The following is a 20776-nucleotide window of genomic DNA, read 5'->3' as shown; positions in this document are numbered from 1 at the left end:
TGCATCCCCTCTGCTCGGGTACCTGTTTCCTACCTGGCCTCGTCGCATCCCGGACCGTCGCCACCGTCCCGGTGCCGCGGCATGCGATGCACATGAAGCTTCCCATGCGCCCTACTCGCCACCAAGTTCCCCGGTAGCCATACGCCCCCCTGTCCGCGCCACGCACCGACCAGATCGTCGACAGACCGCAGGTGGCCGTCGGTGAGGTCCCGCGCCCCGGCGTCGAGCAGCCATCGGCGGATCGCCCTGCGGCGCACCGCCCGGTGCGCCGCGGCGAGTACTGTGGTCTCCAGCTCACCGGCACCGTCCGACCCCGCGGTGGCTGTCGTGCTCGACGCGCGCGCGTACAGCTGCCCAGCCAGCTCGTCCAGCGCGGTGAGGTCCTCGCGCAGCTGACCAGCGGTCCGCGCGAGGGCGCCTGCCACGCCGCCCTGCAACACCTCCTCGAGCAGCGGCAGCACCTCGCCCCGCAGCCGCGCCCGGGTGAAGCGCGGATCCTCGTTGTGCGGGTCACGCCATGGCCGCAGCCGCAGCTCCTCGCAGGCGCGCTCGGTTACCGAGCGCGGCAGGTCGAGCAGCGGTCGCGCCCACGGCGGATCGACCGGCAGCATGCCTGCCACCGACCGGGGACCGGAGCCCCGCCCGAGCCCGAGCAGCACCGTCTCGGCCTGGTCGTCCCGGGTATGCCCCAGCAGCACCAGCCCGTCGCCTTCCGGCATGGCACCCCGCAGCGCGGCGTATCGCGCCCGCCTGGCCGCCGCCTCCGGACCACCACCATCGCCGACGTCGACGCTGAGCACCCGAACCGTGTCAAGCCCGAGCGACCGCGCGGTTCCCGCCGCCCACTCCGCGATCCCGGCCGAGCCCTCTTGCAGGCCGTGGTCGACAACCAGGCCGCGGGTGGCGAGCCCGAGCCGCGCGCCGCAGTACGCGGTGGCCTCGGCCAGCGCGAGCGAGTCAGCGCCCCCGGACACCGCGACACCGACGACACCGCCGCGCAGGTGCGGCGCGCAGTCGTCACCGGTGAGCATGGCGCGGACCGCCGAACGGACCCGCAGGCAAGCGTGCGACACGACGCGGCTGGTCATCTCACCCGTGGACCCTGCGAAGCCACGCATCGGGTTCGGAGAACTCGCCGCGTGCCGGCAACGTCTCCGGCGACTGCCACACCGCGTTGAACCCGGACATCCCCACCCGGTCGACGACATGCCGGGTGAACGCGGCCCCTTGCTCGTACTGCTTGATCTTGGCGTCGATACCGAGGAGGCTGCGCAACAGCCTGTCGAGCAGGCCGCCGCCCTTGCGACGCTCGGTGAACTTGCGCCGGATGGTGGCCACGCTGGGCACCACCTCCGGCCCCACCGCGTCCATGACGTAGTCCGCGTGCCCTTCGAGCAGCGTCGCCAGCGCGATCAGGCGGTCGAACGCCTGCCGCTGCTCCGGCGACTGCAACGCTTCCGCGAGGCCGAGCGGGCTCGCCGTACCGCTGCGTGCCTGCCGGATGGCCTCCGGCAACCTGCCGAGCGAGCGCGCCGTGGTGTCGTCCATGGCGGCGATGAACCGGCCGACCTCGGTCGCGAAGTACTCCCGCAACCACTCGATCGCGGTGAACTGCAGCCGGTGGGTTGATTCGTGCAGACACACCCACATGCGGAAGTCGTCGCTTGCGACGCCCATGGCGCGTTCCGCCTGGATGACGTTCGGCGCCACAAGCAGCAGCCGTCCCGCATCGGTGCCGCCGTCGCCCGGGGTGCCGAACGGGTCGAACTGCCCGAGCACCTTCGAGCCGAGGAAAGCCAGCGCGAGTCCGGTCTGCACCCCGGCGCCCCCGGCGAGCAATGAGCGGAGCGGACCGTGCTGGTCGGATCGCTTCCCGACCTCGCCCTGCGCCGTGCCGGTGAGCGCCCCGAGCCCCGCCGCAGCGGCACGGACCCAGGCCCTCCGGTCCACCACGGTGCCTGCCACCAGCGGTAGGTGCGCGCCGAGGCCGGTGAGCTCCCGCACGTGCCCTTCCGCGACGATCGACAGTTCGGCCAGCTGCGCCACGGCCCTGTCGGCCTCCGCGCGTGACACGTTCGGGCCGTTACCCACCAGCAAGGTCCCCGTCGTCGCGGCGATCGACCAGTCGACGGGGACGCGATCGGAGGGGCTGCCTGACTCGCTGCTTGACTGGCTGCTGGGGCTCACGTATCCGACGCTACCTGCCGTCACCGCCGTTGCGCTCGACCGGTGGCCGCGCCCGGTCCGGTGTCAGTCACAGCCACATTCCCGCAGTGCCGTCGCGATCTCGTCCAGCGCCTGCCTGCCGTCGTGGATGCTCGCGCCCGTCGACATCACCGCGAAGACGAGCACCCGTCCCTCGCCATCAAGCACGGTGCCAGCCAGCGTGTTCACCTCGGACAGCGTGCCGGTCTTGGCCCGCACCCAACCGCCGCCGCGGTCGGTCGGCGCCTCGGAGTAACGCTCGGTCAGTGTGCCGCTTCCACCGGCGACCGCGAGGCTGTCCAGCAATGGCCGCAGATTCGAAGCCCGGCTGTCCGCCGAGACCGGGGCGGACGCCGCGGCGAGTACATCGGCCAGCAGCCGAGCGGGGATGCGGTTGTCCCTCGACAACCCGCTGCCGTCGCGCAACGTGATGTCGACGGTATCGAAGCCGTTGCGTTCCAGCACATCCAGCGTGGCGGTGGCCGCACCCTCGAACGACGCCTCCTCCCCCTCCGCTAGCGCGACCTGGCGGGCCAGGGCCTCGGCGACCACGTTGTCGGAATCCACCAGGACACTGCGCAGCAGGTCAGACAGCGGAGGTGAAACCACCTCGGCGAGGACCTCGGCGCCGTCGGCGGCGGTGACCACGCTCGGATCTCCGACGCGCGCGTCGAGCAGCTCTGCCAACTCGGACACCAGATCTCTCGCCGGGTTGGCCGAGCGCTCCGCATGCTGGTCGGCCGGGTCGAGGCGCCCACCGTCCAGCATCGCGGGCACCACGGGCGCGCTGTAGGTGGACGGTGTGTCGTCCGGTGTCCAACCGCTCGCGATGGTCTCGCCCGCGTACGTGGACAGGTCGATGCTCACCGTATCCACCGCGCCGCCCGTGGTGTCCAGCACCTGCTCTGCAAGCTCCTCCAGGGTGGCCGCGCCCGAGTAGTAAGGCGCGCCTTCGGCCGTGCTCGCCAGCGTCGGATCGCCCCCGCCGACCACGACCACGCTGCCCGGATCCTCGCCTGCCACGACCGTCGTGGGTATCCGCGCCGTGGCATCCAGCGACAGCAGCGCGGCCGCGGCGGTGAGCAGCTTGGTCGTCGATGCGGGGACCGTGGGCTCCGACGCCTCCCTGTCCCACAGCACAACACCGGTCACCGGATCCATCACGATGCCGGTGAACTCGGCGAGCGAATCACCGTCGGCGGCTTCGGAGATCGCAGCCGTCACGCCTTCGGGCGTCGGCCGTGTTCCATCGGTGTCCACGCCGTGGATGGTGCGTTCGACCGCGGACGGTCCGGGTTCCGGTCCTTGCGGGGCGTTCGGCGCCCACGGCAGGCCGAGCCGGTTGGCCGTCGGCGGCGCCAACATGGTGGCCGCCAGGCCCGCGACCAGCAGCACGGCGACGGTGACCAGCCAGGGCCACATCCTCCGCCGCCGGGAAACCGGAGACTCCTGGTGGGTTCCTGGATCGGGATCGATGCGTTGTGGGCTCGCCTGGCCCGGAGCGGGCGGCACCGGCTGGCCGTGCAGCCTGGCGTCCGGATCCTCGGCGGGCCAGGAATGTCCCCTGTCATCCTCGGTGCCCGCCACCTACGTCACTCCCTCGCCAGCGCCGCGTCGTACCCACCCATCGAGCATAGGCGGACCGTGGCGCCGTCGGCGCCAACCCCAGGGATGCCGTGCGCCTACCGGCGCGCGGGCGCGGTACACCTCACACCGGATGGCCACGGCCTCGTCTCCCCGTGAGCCACGGCATAGTCCACACTGGGAAACCAGTACGTCGCCGGGACGTCACAGTCGCGACCGTACCCAGACCAGTTTGCAGGCACGGCCGGCGCAGCGGGCTCGCAGCCATAGCAGGTACGCGAGGTCATGCTCGGGCCATACATGGAGAGCAGCGAGGACGCCGTGGAGTTCGACGTCACGATCGAGATCCCCAAAGGGGCACGCAACAAGTACGAGGTTGATCACAAGACGGGCCGGATCAAGCTGGACCGCACCCTGTTCACGGCCACCCAGTACCCCGCCGACTACGGCTTCATCGACGACACCCTCGGCCAGGACGGCGACCCGCTCGACGCTCTCGTCCTCGTCCAGGAACCGACGTTCCCCGGATGCCTGATCCGGTGCCGGGCGATCGGGATGTTCCGGATGACCGACGAGAAGGGGCCTGACGACAAGGTCCTCGCGGTGCCATCGGACGACCCGCGGCTGGAGCACCTGCGGGACATCCACCACCTCAACGAGTTCCACAAGCTCGAAATCGAACACTTCTTCCAGGTGTACAAGGATCTCGAGCCCGCCAAGAGCGTCGAGGGAGCGAGCTGGGGCGGCAGGGACGAAGCCGAGACCGAGATCAAGCGTTCGCTGGAGCGCGAGCTCCAGCGCCGCAACAACCTCGGGGACGACCACGCCCACTGAGCCGCCGGGGTCGGGGAGCCGAACGCGACGTCGAGCGCCATAGAAGGCACGGACGTCGCGTTCGGCTCGCTGGTCCCTACTCGTCGATCCGTTCGATACCGGCGCGGTGCCGCTTCGCCAGCTCCTGGTAAACCTCCGCGTTGTGCTCGACCCAGGTGCGCGCCGAGTCACTCAGCGGGACCTGCTTCTTCGCCGGGCTCTCCATCGCGATCGTTTCCTCCGGCACTTCCATATCCGGGGTAACCACCGACCCGGCCGCCACGAGCGCCCTCGGACCGATCACCGCGCGGTCGAGCACCGTCGAGCAGTTCCCGATCAGTGCCCGCTCACCCACCGTGCAGTCGTGCACCAGACACATGTGCCCCACGGTGACGTTCTTCCCGATCTCGCACACCCCCTCGTTGAGGTGCACGACCGCGTTGTCCTGGATGTTCGCGCCCTCCCGCACCAGGATGCGGCCGAAATCGGCGCGTAGTACGGCTCCGTACCAGATCGATGCCCCGGCCTCGACCGTGACATCCCCGACCAGGGTCGCCGTCGGGGCGATCCACGCATCGGGGTGCACGTTCGGGCGGGAGCCCTCAAAAGCAAACATCGGCATAGCCGCATGCTACTGGCCGGTCACACTCGCCGCGCTGATTCCCTTGATCGCCTTGAGCTCACCGAGCAGCGCGGCGCTCGGCTCGACGGGGAAGCGGTCCAGCGCGAACGTGGTCTCTTCGCTCTGCCCCAGCAGCTTCAGGTGCACCGGGGTGTCGCCCTTGTGCACCTCCAGGGTGCGCTTGAGCTCGGAGACCACCCCGGCGTCCAGTGTCTCGGCTGAGGCAAGCAACACGAACGGCTGTTCCTCGGGCTCCGGGCCGATGTCGGACAGGTCCAGCGGGACGAGGCCACCGCCGAACACCGACATCTTGTCGTCGCGCCAATTCACCCGTCCCTTGACCACCACGGCGTTGTCCTCGATCAGGTCAGCCGAGAACAGCGCGTAGGACTTGGGGAAGAACAACACCTCCAGCGAGGCGTCCAGGTCCTCGATGGTGCAGATCGCCCATGGCTCGCCGTTCTTGTTCACCCTGCGGTCCAACGCGGTGATCAACCCCGCGACGGTGATCTCCCCCTCGCTCGGCGGGTCGTGCAGGATCGCCGCGATCGGTTTCGGGGCGTGCTTGCGCAGCACCCGCTCGGCGCCGTCGAGCGGGTGCCCCGAGACGTACAGGCCGAGCATCTCGCGCTCGTAGCCCAGCAGCTGCTTGCGCGGGTACTCCTCGTCGGAGAACGTCAGGTGCGCCAGCGGTGACGAGGACTGCGAGGTGTCCTCGCTCGACCCGGCGCCGAAGAGGTCGAACTGGCCCATCGCCTCTTGGCGCTTCAGCGGCACCACCGCCTCGACGGCTTCCTCGTGGCACTGCACCATCGACAGCCGGGTGTTGCCGAGCGAGTCGAAGGCGCCCGCCTTGATCAACGATTCGACGACGCGCTTGTTGCACACCACCAGGTCGCTCTTGTCGAGGAAGTCGGCGAAACTGGAGAACTTCCCCCTCCCCTCGCGCGTGGCGATGATCGACTCGACCACGTTGCCGCCGACGTTGCGCACCGCGCCGAGACCGAACCGGATGTCGTCGCCGACCGCGGCGAACCGCTGCGCCGATTCGTTGACGTCCGGCGGCAGCACCCTGATCCCGAGCCTGCGGCACTCGGAGAGGTACACCGCCGACTTGTCCTTGTTGTCGCCCACCGAGGTCAGCAGCGCCGCCATGTACTCGGCGGGATAGTTCGCCTTGAGGTAGGCCGTCCAGTACGCGATCAAGCCGTATCCGGCGGCGTGCGACTTGTTGAAGGCGTAGCCTGCGAACGGCAGGATCGTGTCCCACAGCGCCTTGATGGCCTCGGAGCTGAAGCCACCCTCGCGCAACTCGCTGTTGCGCATGCCCTCGGCGAAGCGCTCGAACTCCTTCTCGAGCACCTCCTGCTTCTTCTTGCCCATCGCGCGGCGGAGCACATCTGCTTGGCCCATCGAGTAACCGGCCACCTTCTGCGCGATCTGCATGATCTGCTCTTGGTAGACGATCAGGCCGTAGGTGTCGCCGAGGATGTCGGACAGCGGCTCGGCGAGCTCCGGGTGGATCGGCGTGCTCCGCTGGCGTCCGTTCTTACGGTCGGCGTAGTCGTTGTGCGCGTTGACGCCCATCGGCCCCGGCCGGTACAGCGCAAGCACCGCGACGATGTCGTCGAAGCCGGTTGGCTGCATCCGTCGCAGCAGGTCCCGCATGGCCCCACCGTCGAGTTGGAAGACACCAAGGGTGTCGCCGCGGCTGAGTAGCTTGTAGGCCTCAGGGTTGTCGAGACCGAGCCGGTCGAGGTCGACCTCCTCGCCACGGTTGGCTCGGATATTGGCGATCGCGTCCTCGATGACGGTGAGGTTGCGCAGCCCGAGGAAGTCCATCTTCAACAGCCCGATCGCCTCACAGGACGGGTAGTCCCAGCCGGTGATGATCGCGCCGTCGTCCCGCTGCCACAGCGGGATGCAGTCCATGAGCGGTTCGGATGACATGATCACCGCGCAGGCGTGCACGCCCGCGTTGCGGATCAGCCCTTCCAGCCCCTTGGCCGTGTTGAAGATCGTGGCGACGTCCTGATCGGTCTCGATCAGCGAGCGCACCTCGGCCGCCTCGCCGTAGCGCTCGTGCTCCGGATCGACGATCCCTTCCAGCGGGATGTCCTTGGCCATGATCGGCGGTGGCAGCGCCTTGGAGATCTTGTCGGCCAGCGCGTAGCCCGGCTGACCGAAGTGGACCCGGGCGGCGTCTTTGATGGCGGCCTTGGTCTTGATAGTGCCGAAGGTGATGACCTGTGCGACCTTGTCGGCACCGTACTTCTCGGTCGCGTAGCGCACCATCTCGCCGCGCCTGCGGTCGTCGAAGTCGATGTCGATATCGGGCATCGACTCGCGTTCCGGGTTCAGGAACCGCTCGAACAGCAGTGTCTGGGGGATCGGATCGATGTTGGTGATGCCCAGCGCGTACGCCACCAGCGCGCCTGCGGCCGAACCACGGCCGGGGCCGACCATGATGCCCTGGCTCTTGGCGTAGCGCACCAGGTCGGCGACGACCAGGAAGTACGCCGGGTAGCCTTTGGAGGCGATCACCCCGAGCTCCATCTCGGCCCGCTCGGTGTAGCCCTCGGGGATGCCCTCGGGGAAGCGCCACTCGAGGCCGTCCATCACCTCGTGGTGCAGCCAGCTCGCCTCGGTGTGCCCGTCGGGGACCTCGAAGCGGGGCATCCGGTCGCGGTGGGCGTAGACGTCGGCATAGGAGCCAACCCGCTCGGCGATCTCCAGCGTGGCATCACACGCCCCAGGGACCTCGCTGTCCCAGTACTGCCGCATCTCGTCGGAGGACTTGAGGTAGTACCCGTCACCGTCGAACTTGAACCGGTTCGGGTCGTTCAGTGTCTTGCCGGACTGCACGCACAGCAGCGCGCTGTGCGACTCGGCCTGATCGGCGGTGACGTAGTGCGAGTCGTTGGTCGCCAGCGGTGTCAGCTCCAACTCGCGGCCGATCCGCAACAGGTCCTCGCGCACCTTGCGCTCGATCGGCAGGCCGTGGTCCATCAGTTCCAGGTAGAAGTTCTCCTTGCCGAAGATGTCCCGGTACTCCGCGGCCGCCCGCATCGCCTCGTCGAACTGCCCCAGCCGCAGCCGGGTCTGCACCTCGCCGGAGGGGCAGCCGGTAGTGGCGATGATGCCCTCGGCGTGCTCGGCGATGAGCTCGCGATCCATCCGCGGCTTGCGGTAGTGCCCCTCGATACTCGCCAGCGAGGAGAGCTTGAACAGGTTGCGTAGGCCGGTGGCGTTCTCGGCGATCATCGTCATGTGGGTGTAGGCACCGGCGCCGGAGACATCGCCGCCCTCGCCGTACTCATCCACGCCCCGCTGGCTGCTCTGCCCCCAGAAGACGGGTTTCTTGTAGTGGCGGCTCTGGGGCGCGACGTAGGCCTCGATCCCGATGATCGGCTTGATGCCTGCCTGGACTGCCTGCTGGTAGAACTCGTCGGCCCCGTACATGTTGCCGTGGTCGGTCATGCCGACGGCGGGCATACCCAGCCGGGCCGCCTCGGTGAACAGCGGGACGATCTTCGCGGCGCCGTCGAGCATCGAGTACTCGGTGTGCACGTGCAGGTGAACGAACGAGTCCTGCGACACCTCCGGCGACCTCCCCATGGTTCGCTGCGACATGTGGGCGACGGATCCACTCTAGTCCCCACCCTGGCCCGCACCGTCGTGGCGGGGCGGCGCGTCGATGACCCGCCCGTCCCGCTTCGGCACACCCGGCTGTAGCCCCCTGCGCTGTGTCACGAAGCCCAACACGATGTGGTCAACCAGACAACACAGCATGTCGGAGTGGCCGACACGGCGGATACACTGTCAAGCTCCGTCACAGTGGGTCGGGCGGTACTGGGGGGTGGTAGTGCGTGCAGTTCACAGTTCTCGGCCCGGTGGGTATGGCGACGGAGGACGGACAGGCAGTCCCGCTGTCCGGACGTCTCCGAACCGGGCTCCTCGCGTTGCTCCTGGCACGAGCCAACGACCACGTCCCGGTCGAGGTCCTGCTCGACGCGCTCTGGAACGGGCAGCGCGAACCCACCCGCAGGAGGCCCCTCCAGCTACACATCCACTGGATCCGCAAGGCGCTGGACTCCCCTGACCGGCTGCGCCACGCACGGGACGGCTACCAGCTCGCGGTACAGCCCGGGGAGCTCGACGCCGAACGCTTCGAAAGCCTGCTCGACGAATCGATACGCGAGGGCAACCACGATCCGGGACGTACCGCGGATCGGCTGCGGTGCGCGTTACGGCTCTGGCGTGGCAGGCCGTACCAGGACGTGGACCTCCCCGAGTTGGAGCCCGCGGCGCAACGGTTGATCGAACGCAAAGCCACCGCGACAGAACTGCTGTACGAGGCCGAGCTGCGCGGCGGCAGGCACGCCGCGGTGTTACCCGAGCTGCTGGACGCGGTTGCCGAGTACCCCTTGCGTGAGCGGCTGCGCGCGTCGCTGATGATCGCCCTTTACCGGGCCGGACGGCAGGCGGACGCGCTGACCGCCTACCAGGATGCGCGGCGGCGGCTGACCACCGAGCTCGGCCTCGACCCCGGACCGGAACTGCAGGACCTCCAACTCCAGATCCTGGCCGGTGAACCGGTCGACCTCGGCCGGGACGTTGCGCGGGTATCGGCGCGACCCGCTCAGCTACCCCGCGACGTGACCAGCTTCGTGGGACGCGCCGCCGAGCTCACCGCGCTCGACCACACAGCCGCCGCCGGTGAGCTGTCCCCGGGCTTGGTCACCGTCACCGGCACCGCTGGCGTAGGCAAGACCGCGCTGGTGGTCCACTGGGCACACCACAACCGGACACGGTTTCCCGATGGGCAGCTGTACGTCGACCTCCACGGCTACGGTCCCGAGCCACCGCTGCGTGCCGAGGAGGCCCTGGTCAGGATGCTGCGCGCGCTCGGGGTGGCCGAATCCGAGCTGCCGGACGGCCTCGCCGAACGCACCGACCTGTTCCGCACGGTGGCCAGCGGCAAGCGGATGCTTCTCGTGCTGGACAACGCGCACTCCGTCGAGCAGGTACGTCCGCTGCTGCCGGGCACCTCCTGTCTGGTCGTGGTGACGAGCAGGAACGTACTCGCAGGCCTTGCCGCCAGGGACGGCGGGCTGCGCATCGCGCTGGATCGCCTGCGTGATGACGAGGCGCACTCGCTGCTCAAGGAGCTACTCGGCGAGTACGACCGGATCCGGCCCGAGGCGAGCACCGAGCTGATCGACCGATGTGCGCGGCTGCCACTGGCGCTGCGCATCGCAACCGAGCGGGTCAGACTCCACCCTCACCGCGACACCGCCGACCTCATGGCCGAACTCGCCGACGAGCAGACCCGGCTGGACCTGCTGGACACCGGAGACCCAGCCACCTCGGTCCGCGCGGTGCTGTCCTGGTCGTATCACCACCTGGATCCCGGTGCGGCACGGCTGTTCCGGCTGCTCGGCCTGACCTGCATGCAGTGCCGCTATCCCCGGCACGACTTCGACGGCTACTCCGCCGCCGCGTTGCTGGGCGACGACGACACTCGGGAGAGCAGGAGGCTGCTCGACAGCCTGGTCCGTACAAACCTGTGCGAGGAGACCGCCAGCGGCCGCTTCCAGCTCCACGAGCTGCTCCGCGCCTACAGCACGGAGCTCACCGCCGACCCCGAGGAACTCGACGCCGCACGGCTGCGGTTGTGCGAGTACTTGCTCGCCAATGCCACGCGGGCGCTGGCCGTGCTCGCGCCGGGGGAGATCGCCGAGCCCCCGGAGATCACCGCCACCCCACAGGTGCCGGTGTCCGCCGACCGGGATGCCGCACGGCGCTGGTTGGACAGGGAGCGGCAGAACGTGCTCTGCGTGGCACACCACATCATCGTCCACGGCCACTGGCCCGACGCGCGAGGCGTAGCCACGGCGCTGTACCGCCATTTCACGGGTGACTCCGGCGAGCACCTACTGAGCGGGGAACCTGAAGTATCCCACCCCCGGTAGCGGCCCTGCCCGGCACGAAGCCTGCTGAACCACTCGCGGCGAGGCGGGGTGGGGAAAGCGAGAAGAAAGCGCGCGGAAAACGCGCCTGCCTACCGTCCGTCCCAGTTCGTCCTGACGTTGCCAGCAACACGAGGGGATCCATCCGATGCGAAAGTGGGGGAAACGCATACCAACGCTGTGCGTGACGACCGTGGCCGCGGTGTCGGTCCTGGCGGCCGGCTGCGTACGGATCGAACCGGGTGATTCGGTGACCAGCCGGCCCGGGCTCAACGGAACGGGCTCGGGCCCCGGCTGCGGCATCCAGGACCCGGTACCGGTCGGCGCCGTGCTCAGCCTCACAGAAGGGGCAGCGTTCGCGGGTCAGTACCAACGGGAAGGACTGGAGCTGGGGTTCAAGGAACTCAACGCGCGAGAAGGTGTGCGGTACTCGCTGATCATGGAGGATGACAAGACCGACCTCGGGGAGGGCATCGCCGCCTTCGAGAAGCTCATCCACCGCGAGGATGCCAGTATCATCATCGGTCCCACACTGTCCGATCTGGCGTTTTCCACCTTTGAGGATGCGCAGGACGCCAGGACCCCGGTGCTCGGTATCTCCACGACGGCGGACGGCATACCCGAGATCGGCGACTACGTCTTCCGCAACTCGCTGCCGGAGGAGTACGCGCTGGCCGAGAGCATCCCGGCGGCCAGGGAAGCTCTCGGCCTGGAGACCGTAGCCGTACTACACGACAGCGAGGACGAGTTCACCTCCTCGGCGTACGCGACCATGATCGAAGTATTGAGCGACGAGGGACTCCGGGTCGTCGCCGACGAGAATTTCGAGACCAGCGACACCGAGTTCCGCTCCCAGCTCACCAAGATCGCCGACGGCGATCCCGATGCGCTGGTGCTCTCTGCCCTGCCCAACGCCACTATCCCGCTGGTGCGGCAGGCCCGCGAGCTCGGTATCGACGCACCCATCGTAGGGGGCAACGCCTTCAACTCTCCGGTGATGATCGCCAACCTGGACAGTGCCGCCGAGGGCCTCATCGTTGGTGGCGCCTGGAGCTCCGCGCTCGACAGCGAGGGCAACGCCGAGTTCATCGACGCCTACATCGATGCCTACGGCAGGGCACCCGACCAGTTCGCCGCCCAGGCCTACACCGCGGCCAAGATGATCGACGCGGCCGTCCGCGCCGATTGCGACGGCAACCGCGAGGCGATCAAGAACAACCTCGCACAGCTCGACGGGCTCGAGACCGTGCTGGGCACCGTGTCACTCGACGAAGCGGGCGAAGTCGACCAACAGCCGGTCGTCCAGATCGTCGAGGACGGGGAGTTCACCCTCCTCGAGGGCTGACGGTCGCCACCCCATGTCGCAACAACTGGCAAACGGGCTGTTCTCCGGCGCGATCTACGCACTGTTCGCGATCGGATTCACACTGGTGTTCGGCATCCTGCGCCACCTCAACCTCGCTCACGCGTCGATCTTCACGGCAGGTGCGTACCTGGGTATCGACCTCGTCGCCCGGTTCGGCGTGCCGATCTGGACCGCGTTCCCGCTCGTCGCGCTGGCCGGAGTCGCGCTCGGGGTGGTGCTGGAGCGGGTGGCCTTCCGCCCGCTGGCCGGCCGTGCCGACGAGCACTTCGCGGGCCTGATCTCCTCGGTGGCGTTCGGTGGGATGCTCGTCGCAGCGCTCCAGGCGCGGTACGGAACGCAGCAGCACAGCTTCCCCGTCGACGCCTTCCCGAACCGGATCTACGACATCGCCGGTATCTCGATCAGTCTCGCCCAGGTCATCACCCTTACCGTGGCGCTGTCCGCGATGGCGGCGCTGGCCTGGCTCGTCGCGGCGAGCCAGGCTGGACGGGCCATGCGTGCGGTGGCGGAGAACCCGAACGCCGCCCGCATCCTCGGCGTGCACGTCGAACGCGTCACCGCGAGCACCTACGCGCTCTCCTCGGCGCTGGGCGCGACCGCCGGGGTCCTAATGGTACTCAACGTCGGCCAGGCGCACCTGAGCATGGGGCTGTCGATCGAGCTCACGGGCTTCGCGGTCATCATCCTCGGCGGCATGGGCTCGCTGGCCGGCGCCATGCTCGCGGGGGTGATGCTCGGCCTCGCGGAGAGCCTCACGGTGCACTACATCGGCTCGTCCTACAAGGACGTCGCAGCATTCGTGCTGCTGTTCGCCGTCCTGCTGCTGCGCCCGCAGGGGCTCTTCGGCACCATCCGGGTTCGGGAGGCCTGACGTGGCCGGTTACGAGTCGCTGATCACCACGATCGCCCTCGTGGGCATCCTGGCGTACTCCTTCCACGTTGTGCTGATGGCCGGGCAGCTCAGCCTCGGCCAGGCCGGGTTCGCCTCCCTCGGGGCCTACCTGTCCACACTGGCCGTTCTCGATACCCCGTTGTTCGGCACCGTGTCACCGGTGTGGGTCGGTATTCCCGTCGGCATGCTCGTCGGGGCCTCGGCGGCGCTGTTGCTCGGGCTACCCGTGCTCCGCCTGCGGGGGGTTTTCCTGGCCATCGCCACCATCGCCTTCGCCGAGGTGGTGCGCATCCTCATGCTCAACGCCGAGTGGACCAACGGCGCTCAGGGACTCCGCCTCGACAAGTGGGTGACTCCGGGACTGGCGTGGGCGATGCTCGTGGCGCTGGTGTACGTGTTCTGGCGCCTCGGCCCCAGCCGCGCCGGGCGGGCCTTCGCCGCGGTACGCGAGGACGAGGTGGCGGCCGGGGCTCTCGGGGTCGACGTCGTCCGTACCCGGATGGCGTCCTTCATCGCCTCCGGCGCCATCGCGGGCCTGTACGGCGTGCTCTACGCCTATTTCGTCCGCCGCATCGGACCCAGCGACTTCGGTTTCACCATGATGCTCGACGGGCTCGTCACCGCCGTCCTCGGTGGATTCCTGCTGTACTTCGGGCCCCTGCTGGGCAGCGGCTTTGTCGTGCTCGTTCCCGAGGCGCAGCGAGCAGCCGGTCTCGAGGCGGGCTGGATACACCCGTTGCTCACCGGCGCCCTGCTGCTCGCGGTGATCCTGTTCCTACCTGGCGGCCTGTCCAGCCTGCTTACCCGCCTGCCGCGGCCACGACGGCGTGCCCCCATCCCGGTGACCCTGCCAGTGACCGCGACCGGACACGGGTTGCCGGCGCGAGGCTCTCAGCTCCTCGCTGTGGACGGACTGGGGAAGGAGTACGGAGGCGTCCACGCCGCCCGCGACGTCCATCTCGAACTGCATGCTGGCGAGATACTCGGCATTATCGGACCCAACGGGTCAGGCAAGACCACCCTGGTCAATATGCTCAGCGGGCTCGTCTCGCCGACCTCAGGACGCGGATGGGTGCTGGGTGAGAAGCTTGGTGGTTCGGGGGGGATGCACCGTTTCGCCGCGGCGGGGGTGAGCCGCACCTTCCAGCATGCCAAACTTTTCGACCGCCTCTCGGTCCTGCAGAACGCGCTCGTCGGCACCCACGTGGTGAGCGAGCCCACCTTCCTACGCCGCCTGCTGTGGCTACCATCCGCCCGGCACGACGAGCGGCGAGCGCTCGCGACAGCGGCGGCTCAGCTGGAACGGGTAGGCCTCGCCCATCGGCAGGACCTGTCGGCTTCGCAGCTGTCCTATGGCGATCGGAGGCGGCTCGAGATCGCACGTGCCCTTGCGGCACGGCCCACCCTGCTCATCCTCGACGAGCCCGCCGCTGGCATGAACCCGGTCGAGGCGGCAGGGCTGGCCGACCTGGTGCGTGAGCTGGCGAACGAGGGAGTCACCATCATGCTGATCGAGCACAACGTTCCGATAGTGCTCGACGTCTGCACCCGGGTGCTGGTGTTGAACTTCGGCGAGGTCATCGCAGGCGGCGAACCGGCGTCCGTGGCTGCCGATCCGCGTGTGGTGGAGGCCTATCTCGGCACCGCGGGGACGGGCGATGCCTGAAGCGATGCTCTCGGTACGCGGGCTGCACGTCTCGTACGGGCGCGTGTGCGCGGTGCGCGACGTCTCGTTCGACGTGCCGGAAGGCAGCCTCGTCGCGCTGGTCGGCGCGAACGGCGCGGGCAAGACCACCGTGCTGTCCGCGGTGTCCGGGCTGGTGCGTGCCCGGTCGGGGACGGTGCGCTTCGCGGGCCGCGATGTGACCCGCAAGCCTGCGCACAAGCTCGTCGCCGCGGGGATGGTCCTCGTCTCCGAGGGACGGCAGATCCTTTCCACCCTGACCGTCGCCGAGAACCTGAGGCTCAGCAGGCAACGGCGCAAGGCCCCCGCGGCCACCGTCACCGAGATGTACGAGCGCTTTCCCGCCCTCGCCGATCGCAGGAATCTCCCTGGCGGCTCCCTTTCCGGTGGGGAGCAGCAGATGCTCGCGATCGCCAGGGCGCTGGTCGCTCGCCCCCGGCTGGTGCTGATGGACGAGCCCGCGATGGGATTGGCTCCACAGATGGTCGACGAGGTGTTCCGGGTGATCGAAGCCGTCAGGGCGGATGGCGTCACCGTGGTGCTTGTGGAGCAGAACGCACGCCGCGCGCTGCAGGCTGCTGATACCGGCCATGTCCTCGACCGCGGCACCATCGCCCATTCCGCACCCGCGGCGCAGCTGCTGGACGACCCCCGGGTCGTCCAGGCCTATCTCGGTACGCCGTGAACGGCGCTGTTACCGAGCGACCGGTGCGCGCGGCCGCGAATCGCGCCGGATCCGCGGCCGCGCGCACCGGTGTCAGCCATCTCGCTGGATGGAGCAGCGTAGCGACGGGGAGTGTCCCGCAGCGGTCACTGCTGGGGTCACTACTGGCTACCCGCCGAGGAGAACCGGGAACGCGCCAGGTACAGCGCGGCACCGCCGCCGAGCAGCAACAGGGCACCGACCCAGATCAGCGAAGCGCCACCGAAGCCGGTGTCGGCCAGCGCATCGGACTGCGCGGCGGGCGTCACGTCGTCGTCGGCCTGCGAGGTCGACGCCTTCGCCTCGCTGGTCTCATCGGTCGTGCCGGTGGGCTCGGGATCGGTGCTCTCCTCGGGCTCCGTTGAGGTCTCCTCCCCGTCCGACTTTTCCGGCTTCTCCGGCTTCTCCGGGGCCGGCTTGTCCGACGGCTCGGGCTCCCCTGTCGGTGTCGGCTCGGGCTCCCGCTCGTCCTCCTCACCCGGCTCGCCGCAGGCGAACCAGTGGCTGATCTCCGGGATGTTGTCGTTGGCGACCAGCGGCGCGCGCAGGTCCTCCCACGACACGCCCTCGTCGAGACCGCGCTCACCGGGCTCGTAGATATTGTAGGCAGGGCCACCCTTGACGACGATCCCGGTGACCTCGACCCCGTCGGCGAGCCCGCTGATGGTGAGGTGGGTGTCGGTACCCGGTTCGCCGCCGGAGATCTCGAGGTTGTCCAGGTCCTCGTTCTTCTCGTCCCAGACCGCGATGATCTCACCGCCGAGCTCGGCGTACTCGCAGGTCTTGACGTTGCCGTCGTGCCTTTCCGCGCGAGGGTCCTCCTCGGCGGCGTGGGCGGTCGCTACCACGCCGACCATCATGCCGCCGGCCACCAGGGCCGCGGTGGTCGTGGACGCGAGCACGCGACGCACCCCTGCAGGGGATGAAGTCATACGGTTACTCCTCCGGAGTGGTGAAGCGTCGGGGACGCCCGGTGACACCGTGCCGAGAAGCGCCACTACGGGCACGGCGCGGCACGGGACGGACTGTCCGTGTCACATGATCAATCGATCAGTCACCCGTCAGGGTTACCATTCATCCGATAACGACCTGATATCGACCGGCTGCACTACTCTCCGTGCAACGCTGACCAGGACAACTCCCGTGCTCACCCCCGGGCAGACCGCGGCCTCACCCGCCGCAGGGTGTGGCTCGCTAGAAGTCCGACGGCAGACGCAACACCATACCGGGATGGATCACGTCCGGGTCGCTGATGATGTGCCGGTTGGCCTCGACGATGGGCTGGAAGCCGGTGCCGATATACAGCGGCGCCTGCTCCGCGGCGATGCTGCTGAGCGTGTCGCCCTGCTGCACGGTGTAATGGAAGTGGCTGCGGTAACCGGCGACGATCGCCGTGCCGAACTGTACGGGCACCGATACCAGCCCGGGATGCTCGTCCGCCCCGGTGGCGGGCCCGACTTGCAGCACCCCGTGCGTGGTCGGTGGATCTGGCAGGTCGATCGTGGCCTGCCACTGCGAGCTGAGGTTGGTGTTGGTGGTGAAGGTTTCCTTCAGCACATGCCCGTTGCCGTCGAGCAGCACGATCGTGATGGTGCCTTCGAATCCACCGCCCATTCCCGCGATCAGCAGCGGGTCCCCGACGAGGTCGTTCGGGCGCGGTTGATCGACCCGGAAACTCGGGTCCAATGCCAAAGCCATGACTCCCCATCCCCTTCGATTGTCCGCCCAGTGGTCACCGCGCCACGACAGCGCGTCCTGCCAGCCTGTCAACAGGCCACCGTCGGCGACACCGCCAGCCGGTCGATTCCGGTGGCACGTTCGCGTGACACCCGGCGATGCCGAGCCGGGCGATGCGCATACCACGTTTGACCGTGCCCAGGAACGGGAAGTTAGGTGGCATGCGAGTGAGGAGACACGGGAGCCATCCGGTGCGACTGCTGGCGAACCTGAGCGCGTTGACGCTTGCCGCGGTCAGCTGCAACCCGCCGACCGGCGGCGCGCAGGACAACCGCACGGCCGAGGACATGCCAGGAACGATCGTGGGGGCCTCGGCCCAGGGCGAGCTGGCACCGCCGCCCGAGGCCGACCAGGCCGTCACCTACGGCCCGGAACTCGCACCACCGGGTGCCACGTTGCGCATCGAGTCGCAGAGTTCGGCCGCGGGCACCCACATCGAGTTTTTCGCCGAAGGTCTGATGCCGGATCGCGGCTACGCCGCGCACGCGCACACCGAGCCGTGCGGCACGGACCCATCCGATCCCGGTCCCCGCTTCCAGGACGAGCGTGACCCATCGGTGGCCGAAGGTGAAGACTCCACCGATCCGGACTACGGCAACCCGGAGAACGAGATCTGGCTGGACTTCACCACCGACGGTGACGGCGACGCGGAAAGGATCGTGCAGGTGCCGGTCGGCCTCGTCGAGCACGCGCCCCGGTCGATCGTGCTACACGAAGCGGAGGAGACAGCCACAGCGCCCGGCGAGGCAGGTCAGGCAGGCGAACGGGTCGCCTGCCTGACCATCTCCTACGAGCGGAACCCGTAACCGCCCGTCGTGGGAGCTCACGACTGCGGCATCAGCACGCCGTCGATGATGTACACGGTAGCGTTGGCCGTCTGCACGTTGCCGCAGACCACGGAAGCGTCGTTGACTGTGAAGTCCTCGCCCTCGCCTGCGGTCTGCACGCTGTCACCCTGCAATGTGGCGAAGTCGCCGCCCGACAGCTCGGACGGTTCGATCCGCTGGTCGACAACGTGGTAAGTCAGCACGTCAGTCAGCGCCTCTTGATCGGCAAGCAGCGCGTTCAGGTCCTCCTCGGGGATGACCTCGAACGCGTCGTTGGCCGGGGCGAACACCGTGATGTCCTCCGCGCTGTTGAGCGTGTCAACCAAGTCGGCCTCGCCGACCGCGGTGACCAGCGTCGATAGCACCGGATTGTTGGACGCCGCGGTGGCGACCGGGTCCTGGGCCATGCCGTCGAAGCTACCGTCGCCGTCTTCGGGGACGACACCACAGGCCGGGCCGAACGGACCGGCAGGCGAGACCGCGCCTGCGTCTGCGTCCTCGCGATCCTCGTCACCCGCATCGCCCGCGTCGCCGTTCTCGGCGGCGGTGTCCTCGGCGGGAGCCTCGTCATCCGTACCCATATCGCAGGCGCCCAGCAGCAGGGCGGTGGCAGCGACTCCGGCGAGTATTCCCGCAGCACGTGTCCTTCGCATCAGTTCGTTTCCCTTCGTTCGCTCTACGGCGGCCCCAAGAGGGACCGCGTGATCACTCATCCGGTCACGCGTACGGCGACCGAATGCCATCCGGTTGCTCCGTCCGGGAACGGATCAACACGTTCCTGTTGCTGGACCCGGCCGTCCCCGTCCGCGGCACGCACCTCGAGCCAGCGCGTGCCGCTTGCCAGCTCGGCAGTGAAGCGCCACTGCCGCCAGAGGTCGATGCCGGCATCGGCGGAGAGTTCTGCGTCGATCCACTCGCCACCGTCCACACGCAGCTGTACTGCGCTAATACCGCGGTGTTGTGCCCAGGCGACACCGGCCACGGTGACCTCGCCTGCGGGAACTTCGGCCAGCGGGCGGGGCACGTCGATACGGGAGGCGGTCTTGACCTCACCGATCGGGTCCCACCCCCGTTCGGTCCAGTACGCCTCGGCCTGGTCGAACCGGGTAACATCCAGCTCGACGACCCACTTGGTGGCCGAGGTGTAGCCGTACAGCCCCGGCACGATCATCCGTGCGGGGAAACCGTTCCTGGCAGGCAGCGGCTCGCCGTCGAGTCCGATAGCGAGCAGGGCGTCCCGCCCGTCCAGCACGGCCCGCAGCGGGGTCCCGATCGTCATCCCATCGTGCGAGCGGCTGAGCAACTGATCGGATCCCGCGCGCGGCCCGGCCTCGCGGAGCAGATCGGCCAGCGGTACCCCCAGCCACCGGCCGGTGTCCACGTACGGGCCACCGACCTCATTGGACACACAGGACAGCGTCAGGTCACGTTCGACGAGTTCCCTGTCGAGCAGCTCGTCGAACGTGATCTCGAACGGCCGCTCCACCGCACCGCCGATGCGCAACGTCCAGCGGTGCGCGGGCACCTGGGGGACCACCAGGGCGGTGTCCACGCGATAGAAATCCTCGGCCGGTGTGTGAAACGGCGGCAACCCGGGAACCTGGAGCCGGTAGCCACGGGGAAGCGCAGGCGCCGGATCCGCAGGGGTGGGAAGCACCAGCCCTGCCCGCGAGGACGCGGCGTCGAACCGCACACCCTGCCACCAGCGGCCGCCCGCGGCGGTCGCGGCAGCCGCTCCCGCGGTCCCGAGCCCGGCGAGCAGCAGCGTACGGCGAGCCACCCACCGATCGGGTGCGGCGTCACCGGACGGCTCTTCCCGCTGTGCCGCTTCCAGCCGTGACTGTTCCTGCCGTGGCCGCGCGAGCCGGAGCAACGCGACCAACACGGAGATCGCGACGGCGGCGGCCGCGAGCGCGGGCAGGGCCGCGACCGTCCCGCCGGTCGCGGTCGCCGCCGCCACCATCGCGATCCCGGACAACGCCAGCAGCACCAGCGCACCCGCGACGAGCCTGCGCGTGGCGATACCTCCCGCCACAGCCGCGGCGGTCGCCAGCAGCGCGAGCACCCCACCCACCAGGACGGGACGGTGACCGGAGCCGAAAGTGCTGATGGCGAACTCCTGCACCACCCGCGGCGTCAGCGCGATCGCACCGGAGCCGACCGCGACGACGGGCGAGGTGTCCGGGCCGGTGACAGCCGCCACGAGCTCGGCCACAGCGAGCCCGGCAGCGGTGGCCAGCAGGCCGATAACCGCCCCGACCGCCCACCGCCGCGTGGCGTTTCCGGTCGCACGAGTCCTCGTGGTCATACCCGTGCTTCGACGCGGGCCACCGGGCGGATTGCTCGCGACCGGAACTCGCTCGGCCGAGTG

General features: G+C 69.0%; 16 protein-coding genes. 7 read left to right on the top strand and 9 right to left on the bottom strand.

Features of this window, described 5'->3' with window-relative positions; genetic code table 11:
- Positions 1-29: 29 nt before the first annotated feature.
- The 3 genes from tilS to dacB form a co-directional block, all read right to left on the bottom strand.
- Positions 30-1088: a tRNA lysidine(34) synthetase TilS gene (tilS, locus tag F8178_RS02835; RefSeq protein WP_396344953.1), complete on the bottom strand. Its 1059-nt coding sequence runs from the start codon at positions 1086-1088 to the stop codon at positions 30-32.
- A 1-nt stretch (position 1089) separates the two neighbouring features.
- A complete protein-coding gene (locus F8178_RS02830; RefSeq protein WP_317493001.1) occupies positions 1090-2187 on the bottom strand; it encodes a zinc-dependent metalloprotease in 1098 nt (365 codons plus the stop codon).
- A 63-nt stretch (positions 2188-2250) separates the two neighbouring features.
- On the bottom strand, positions 2251-3792 hold the full coding sequence (gene dacB, locus F8178_RS02825) for a D-alanyl-D-alanine carboxypeptidase/D-alanyl-D-alanine-endopeptidase (protein WP_317493000.1): 1542 nt from the start codon (positions 3790-3792) through the stop codon (positions 2251-2253).
- Positions 3793-4110: 318 nt separating this feature from the next.
- Between dacB and F8178_RS02820 the strand changes: the two genes are divergently transcribed.
- Positions 4111-4623 (top strand): inorganic diphosphatase, encoded by a 513-nt coding sequence (locus F8178_RS02820; protein WP_317493067.1) that lies wholly within the window; start codon positions 4111-4113, stop codon positions 4621-4623.
- A gap of 76 nt (positions 4624-4699) precedes the next feature.
- Here the strand turns inward: F8178_RS02820 and F8178_RS02815 are convergent, their stop codons facing one another.
- Positions 4700-5224, bottom strand: a complete 525-nt coding sequence (locus tag F8178_RS02815) for a gamma carbonic anhydrase family protein (RefSeq protein WP_317492999.1) — start codon at positions 5222-5224, stop codon at positions 4700-4702.
- A 9-nt stretch (positions 5225-5233) separates the two neighbouring features.
- On the bottom strand, positions 5234-8824 hold the full coding sequence (gene dnaE, locus F8178_RS02810; RefSeq protein WP_317493066.1) for a DNA polymerase III subunit alpha: 3591 nt from the start codon (positions 8822-8824) through the stop codon (positions 5234-5236).
- Positions 8825-9093: 269 nt separating this feature from the next.
- On the opposite strand from dnaE, the gene F8178_RS02805 reads away from it, so the two are divergent.
- The 5 genes from F8178_RS02805 (at position 9094) to F8178_RS02785 (ending at position 15823) form a co-directional block, all read left to right on the top strand.
- Positions 9094-11199, top strand: a complete 2106-nt coding sequence (locus F8178_RS02805; RefSeq protein WP_317492998.1) for a BTAD domain-containing putative transcriptional regulator — start codon at positions 9094-9096, stop codon at positions 11197-11199.
- Positions 11200-11446: 247 nt separating this feature from the next.
- The gene (locus F8178_RS02800; RefSeq protein WP_317492997.1) at positions 11447-12541 is read left to right on the top strand and encodes an ABC transporter substrate-binding protein; all 1095 of its coding nucleotides are present in this window, start codon (positions 11447-11449) and stop codon (positions 12539-12541) included.
- A gap of 13 nt (positions 12542-12554) precedes the next feature.
- Positions 12555-13433 carry a branched-chain amino acid ABC transporter permease gene (locus F8178_RS02795; protein WP_317492996.1) on the top strand — a complete coding sequence of 293 codons (879 nt, stop codon included), beginning with the start codon at positions 12555-12557 and terminating at the stop codon, positions 13431-13433.
- A 1-nt stretch (position 13434) separates the two neighbouring features.
- A complete protein-coding gene (locus F8178_RS02790; RefSeq protein ID WP_317492995.1) occupies positions 13435-15120 on the top strand; it encodes a branched-chain amino acid ABC transporter ATP-binding protein/permease in 1686 nt (561 codons plus the stop codon).
- Entirely contained in the window at positions 15113-15823 is a 711-nt protein-coding gene (locus tag F8178_RS02785) for an ABC transporter ATP-binding protein (RefSeq protein ID WP_317492994.1), read from the top strand. The genes F8178_RS02790 and F8178_RS02785 overlap by 8 nt, the downstream gene beginning before the upstream one ends.
- 140 nt (positions 15824-15963) lie before the next feature.
- On the opposite strand, the gene F8178_RS02780 is transcribed toward F8178_RS02785, so the two are convergent.
- Positions 15964-16773, bottom strand: coding sequence for a hypothetical protein (locus F8178_RS02780; protein WP_317492993.1), 810 nt, complete (start codon positions 16771-16773; stop codon positions 15964-15966).
- A gap of 262 nt (positions 16774-17035) precedes the next feature.
- Positions 17036-17539, bottom strand: a complete 504-nt coding sequence (locus tag F8178_RS02775; RefSeq protein WP_317492992.1) for a Gmad2 immunoglobulin-like domain-containing protein — start codon at positions 17537-17539, stop codon at positions 17036-17038.
- 230 nt (positions 17540-17769) lie between these two features.
- On the opposite strand from F8178_RS02775, the gene F8178_RS02770 reads away from it, so the two are divergent.
- Entirely contained in the window at positions 17770-18384 is a 615-nt protein-coding gene (locus F8178_RS02770) for a superoxide dismutase (RefSeq protein ID WP_317492991.1), read from the top strand.
- Positions 18385-18401: 17 nt separating this feature from the next.
- On the opposite strand, the gene F8178_RS02765 is transcribed toward F8178_RS02770, so the two are convergent.
- Both F8178_RS02765 and F8178_RS02760 read right to left on the bottom strand, forming a co-directional pair.
- The gene (locus tag F8178_RS02765) at positions 18402-19058 is read right to left on the bottom strand and encodes a fasciclin domain-containing protein (protein ID WP_317492990.1); all 657 of its coding nucleotides are present in this window, start codon (positions 19056-19058) and stop codon (positions 18402-18404) included.
- 56 nt (positions 19059-19114) lie between these two features.
- On the bottom strand, positions 19115-20713 hold the full coding sequence (locus tag F8178_RS02760; RefSeq protein ID WP_317492989.1) for a molybdopterin-dependent oxidoreductase: 1599 nt from the start codon (positions 20711-20713) through the stop codon (positions 19115-19117).
- Positions 20714-20776 lie beyond the last annotated feature (63 nt).

It is taken from the genome of Haloechinothrix sp. LS1_15, from assembly GCF_033042135.1.
Taxonomy (GTDB): domain Bacteria; phylum Actinomycetota; class Actinomycetes; order Mycobacteriales; family Pseudonocardiaceae; genus Haloechinothrix.
Note: the sequence above shows the minus strand (reverse complement) of the source record. Positions and strands in the feature narration are given on the sequence as shown.

Bases quoted from the DNA above. Each gene is read 5' to 3' on its own strand.
- tilS (WP_396344953.1), bottom strand. From the start codon at position 1,088: ATGACCAGCCGCGTCGTGTCGCACGCTTGCCTGCGGGTCCGTTCGGCG.
- F8178_RS02815 (WP_317492999.1), bottom strand. From the start codon at position 5,224: ATGCCGATGTTTGCTTTTGAGGGCTCCCGCCCGAACGTGCACCCCGAT.
- F8178_RS02795 (WP_317492996.1), top strand. From the start codon at position 12,555: ATGTCGCAACAACTGGCAAACGGGCTGTTCTCCGGCGCGATCTACGCA.
- F8178_RS02785 (WP_317492994.1), top strand. From the start codon at position 15,113: ATGCCTGAAGCGATGCTCTCGGTACGCGGGCTGCACGTCTCGTACGGG.
- F8178_RS02780 (WP_317492993.1), bottom strand. From the start codon at position 16,773: ATGACTTCATCCCCTGCAGGGGTGCGTCGCGTGCTCGCGTCCACGACC.
- F8178_RS02775 (WP_317492992.1), bottom strand. From the start codon at position 17,539: ATGGCTTTGGCATTGGACCCGAGTTTCCGGGTCGATCAACCGCGCCCG.
- F8178_RS02765 (WP_317492990.1), bottom strand. From the start codon at position 19,058: ATGCGAAGGACACGTGCTGCGGGAATACTCGCCGGAGTCGCTGCCACC.
- F8178_RS02760 (WP_317492989.1), bottom strand. From the start codon at position 20,713: ATGACCACGAGGACTCGTGCGACCGGAAACGCCACGCGGCGGTGGGCG.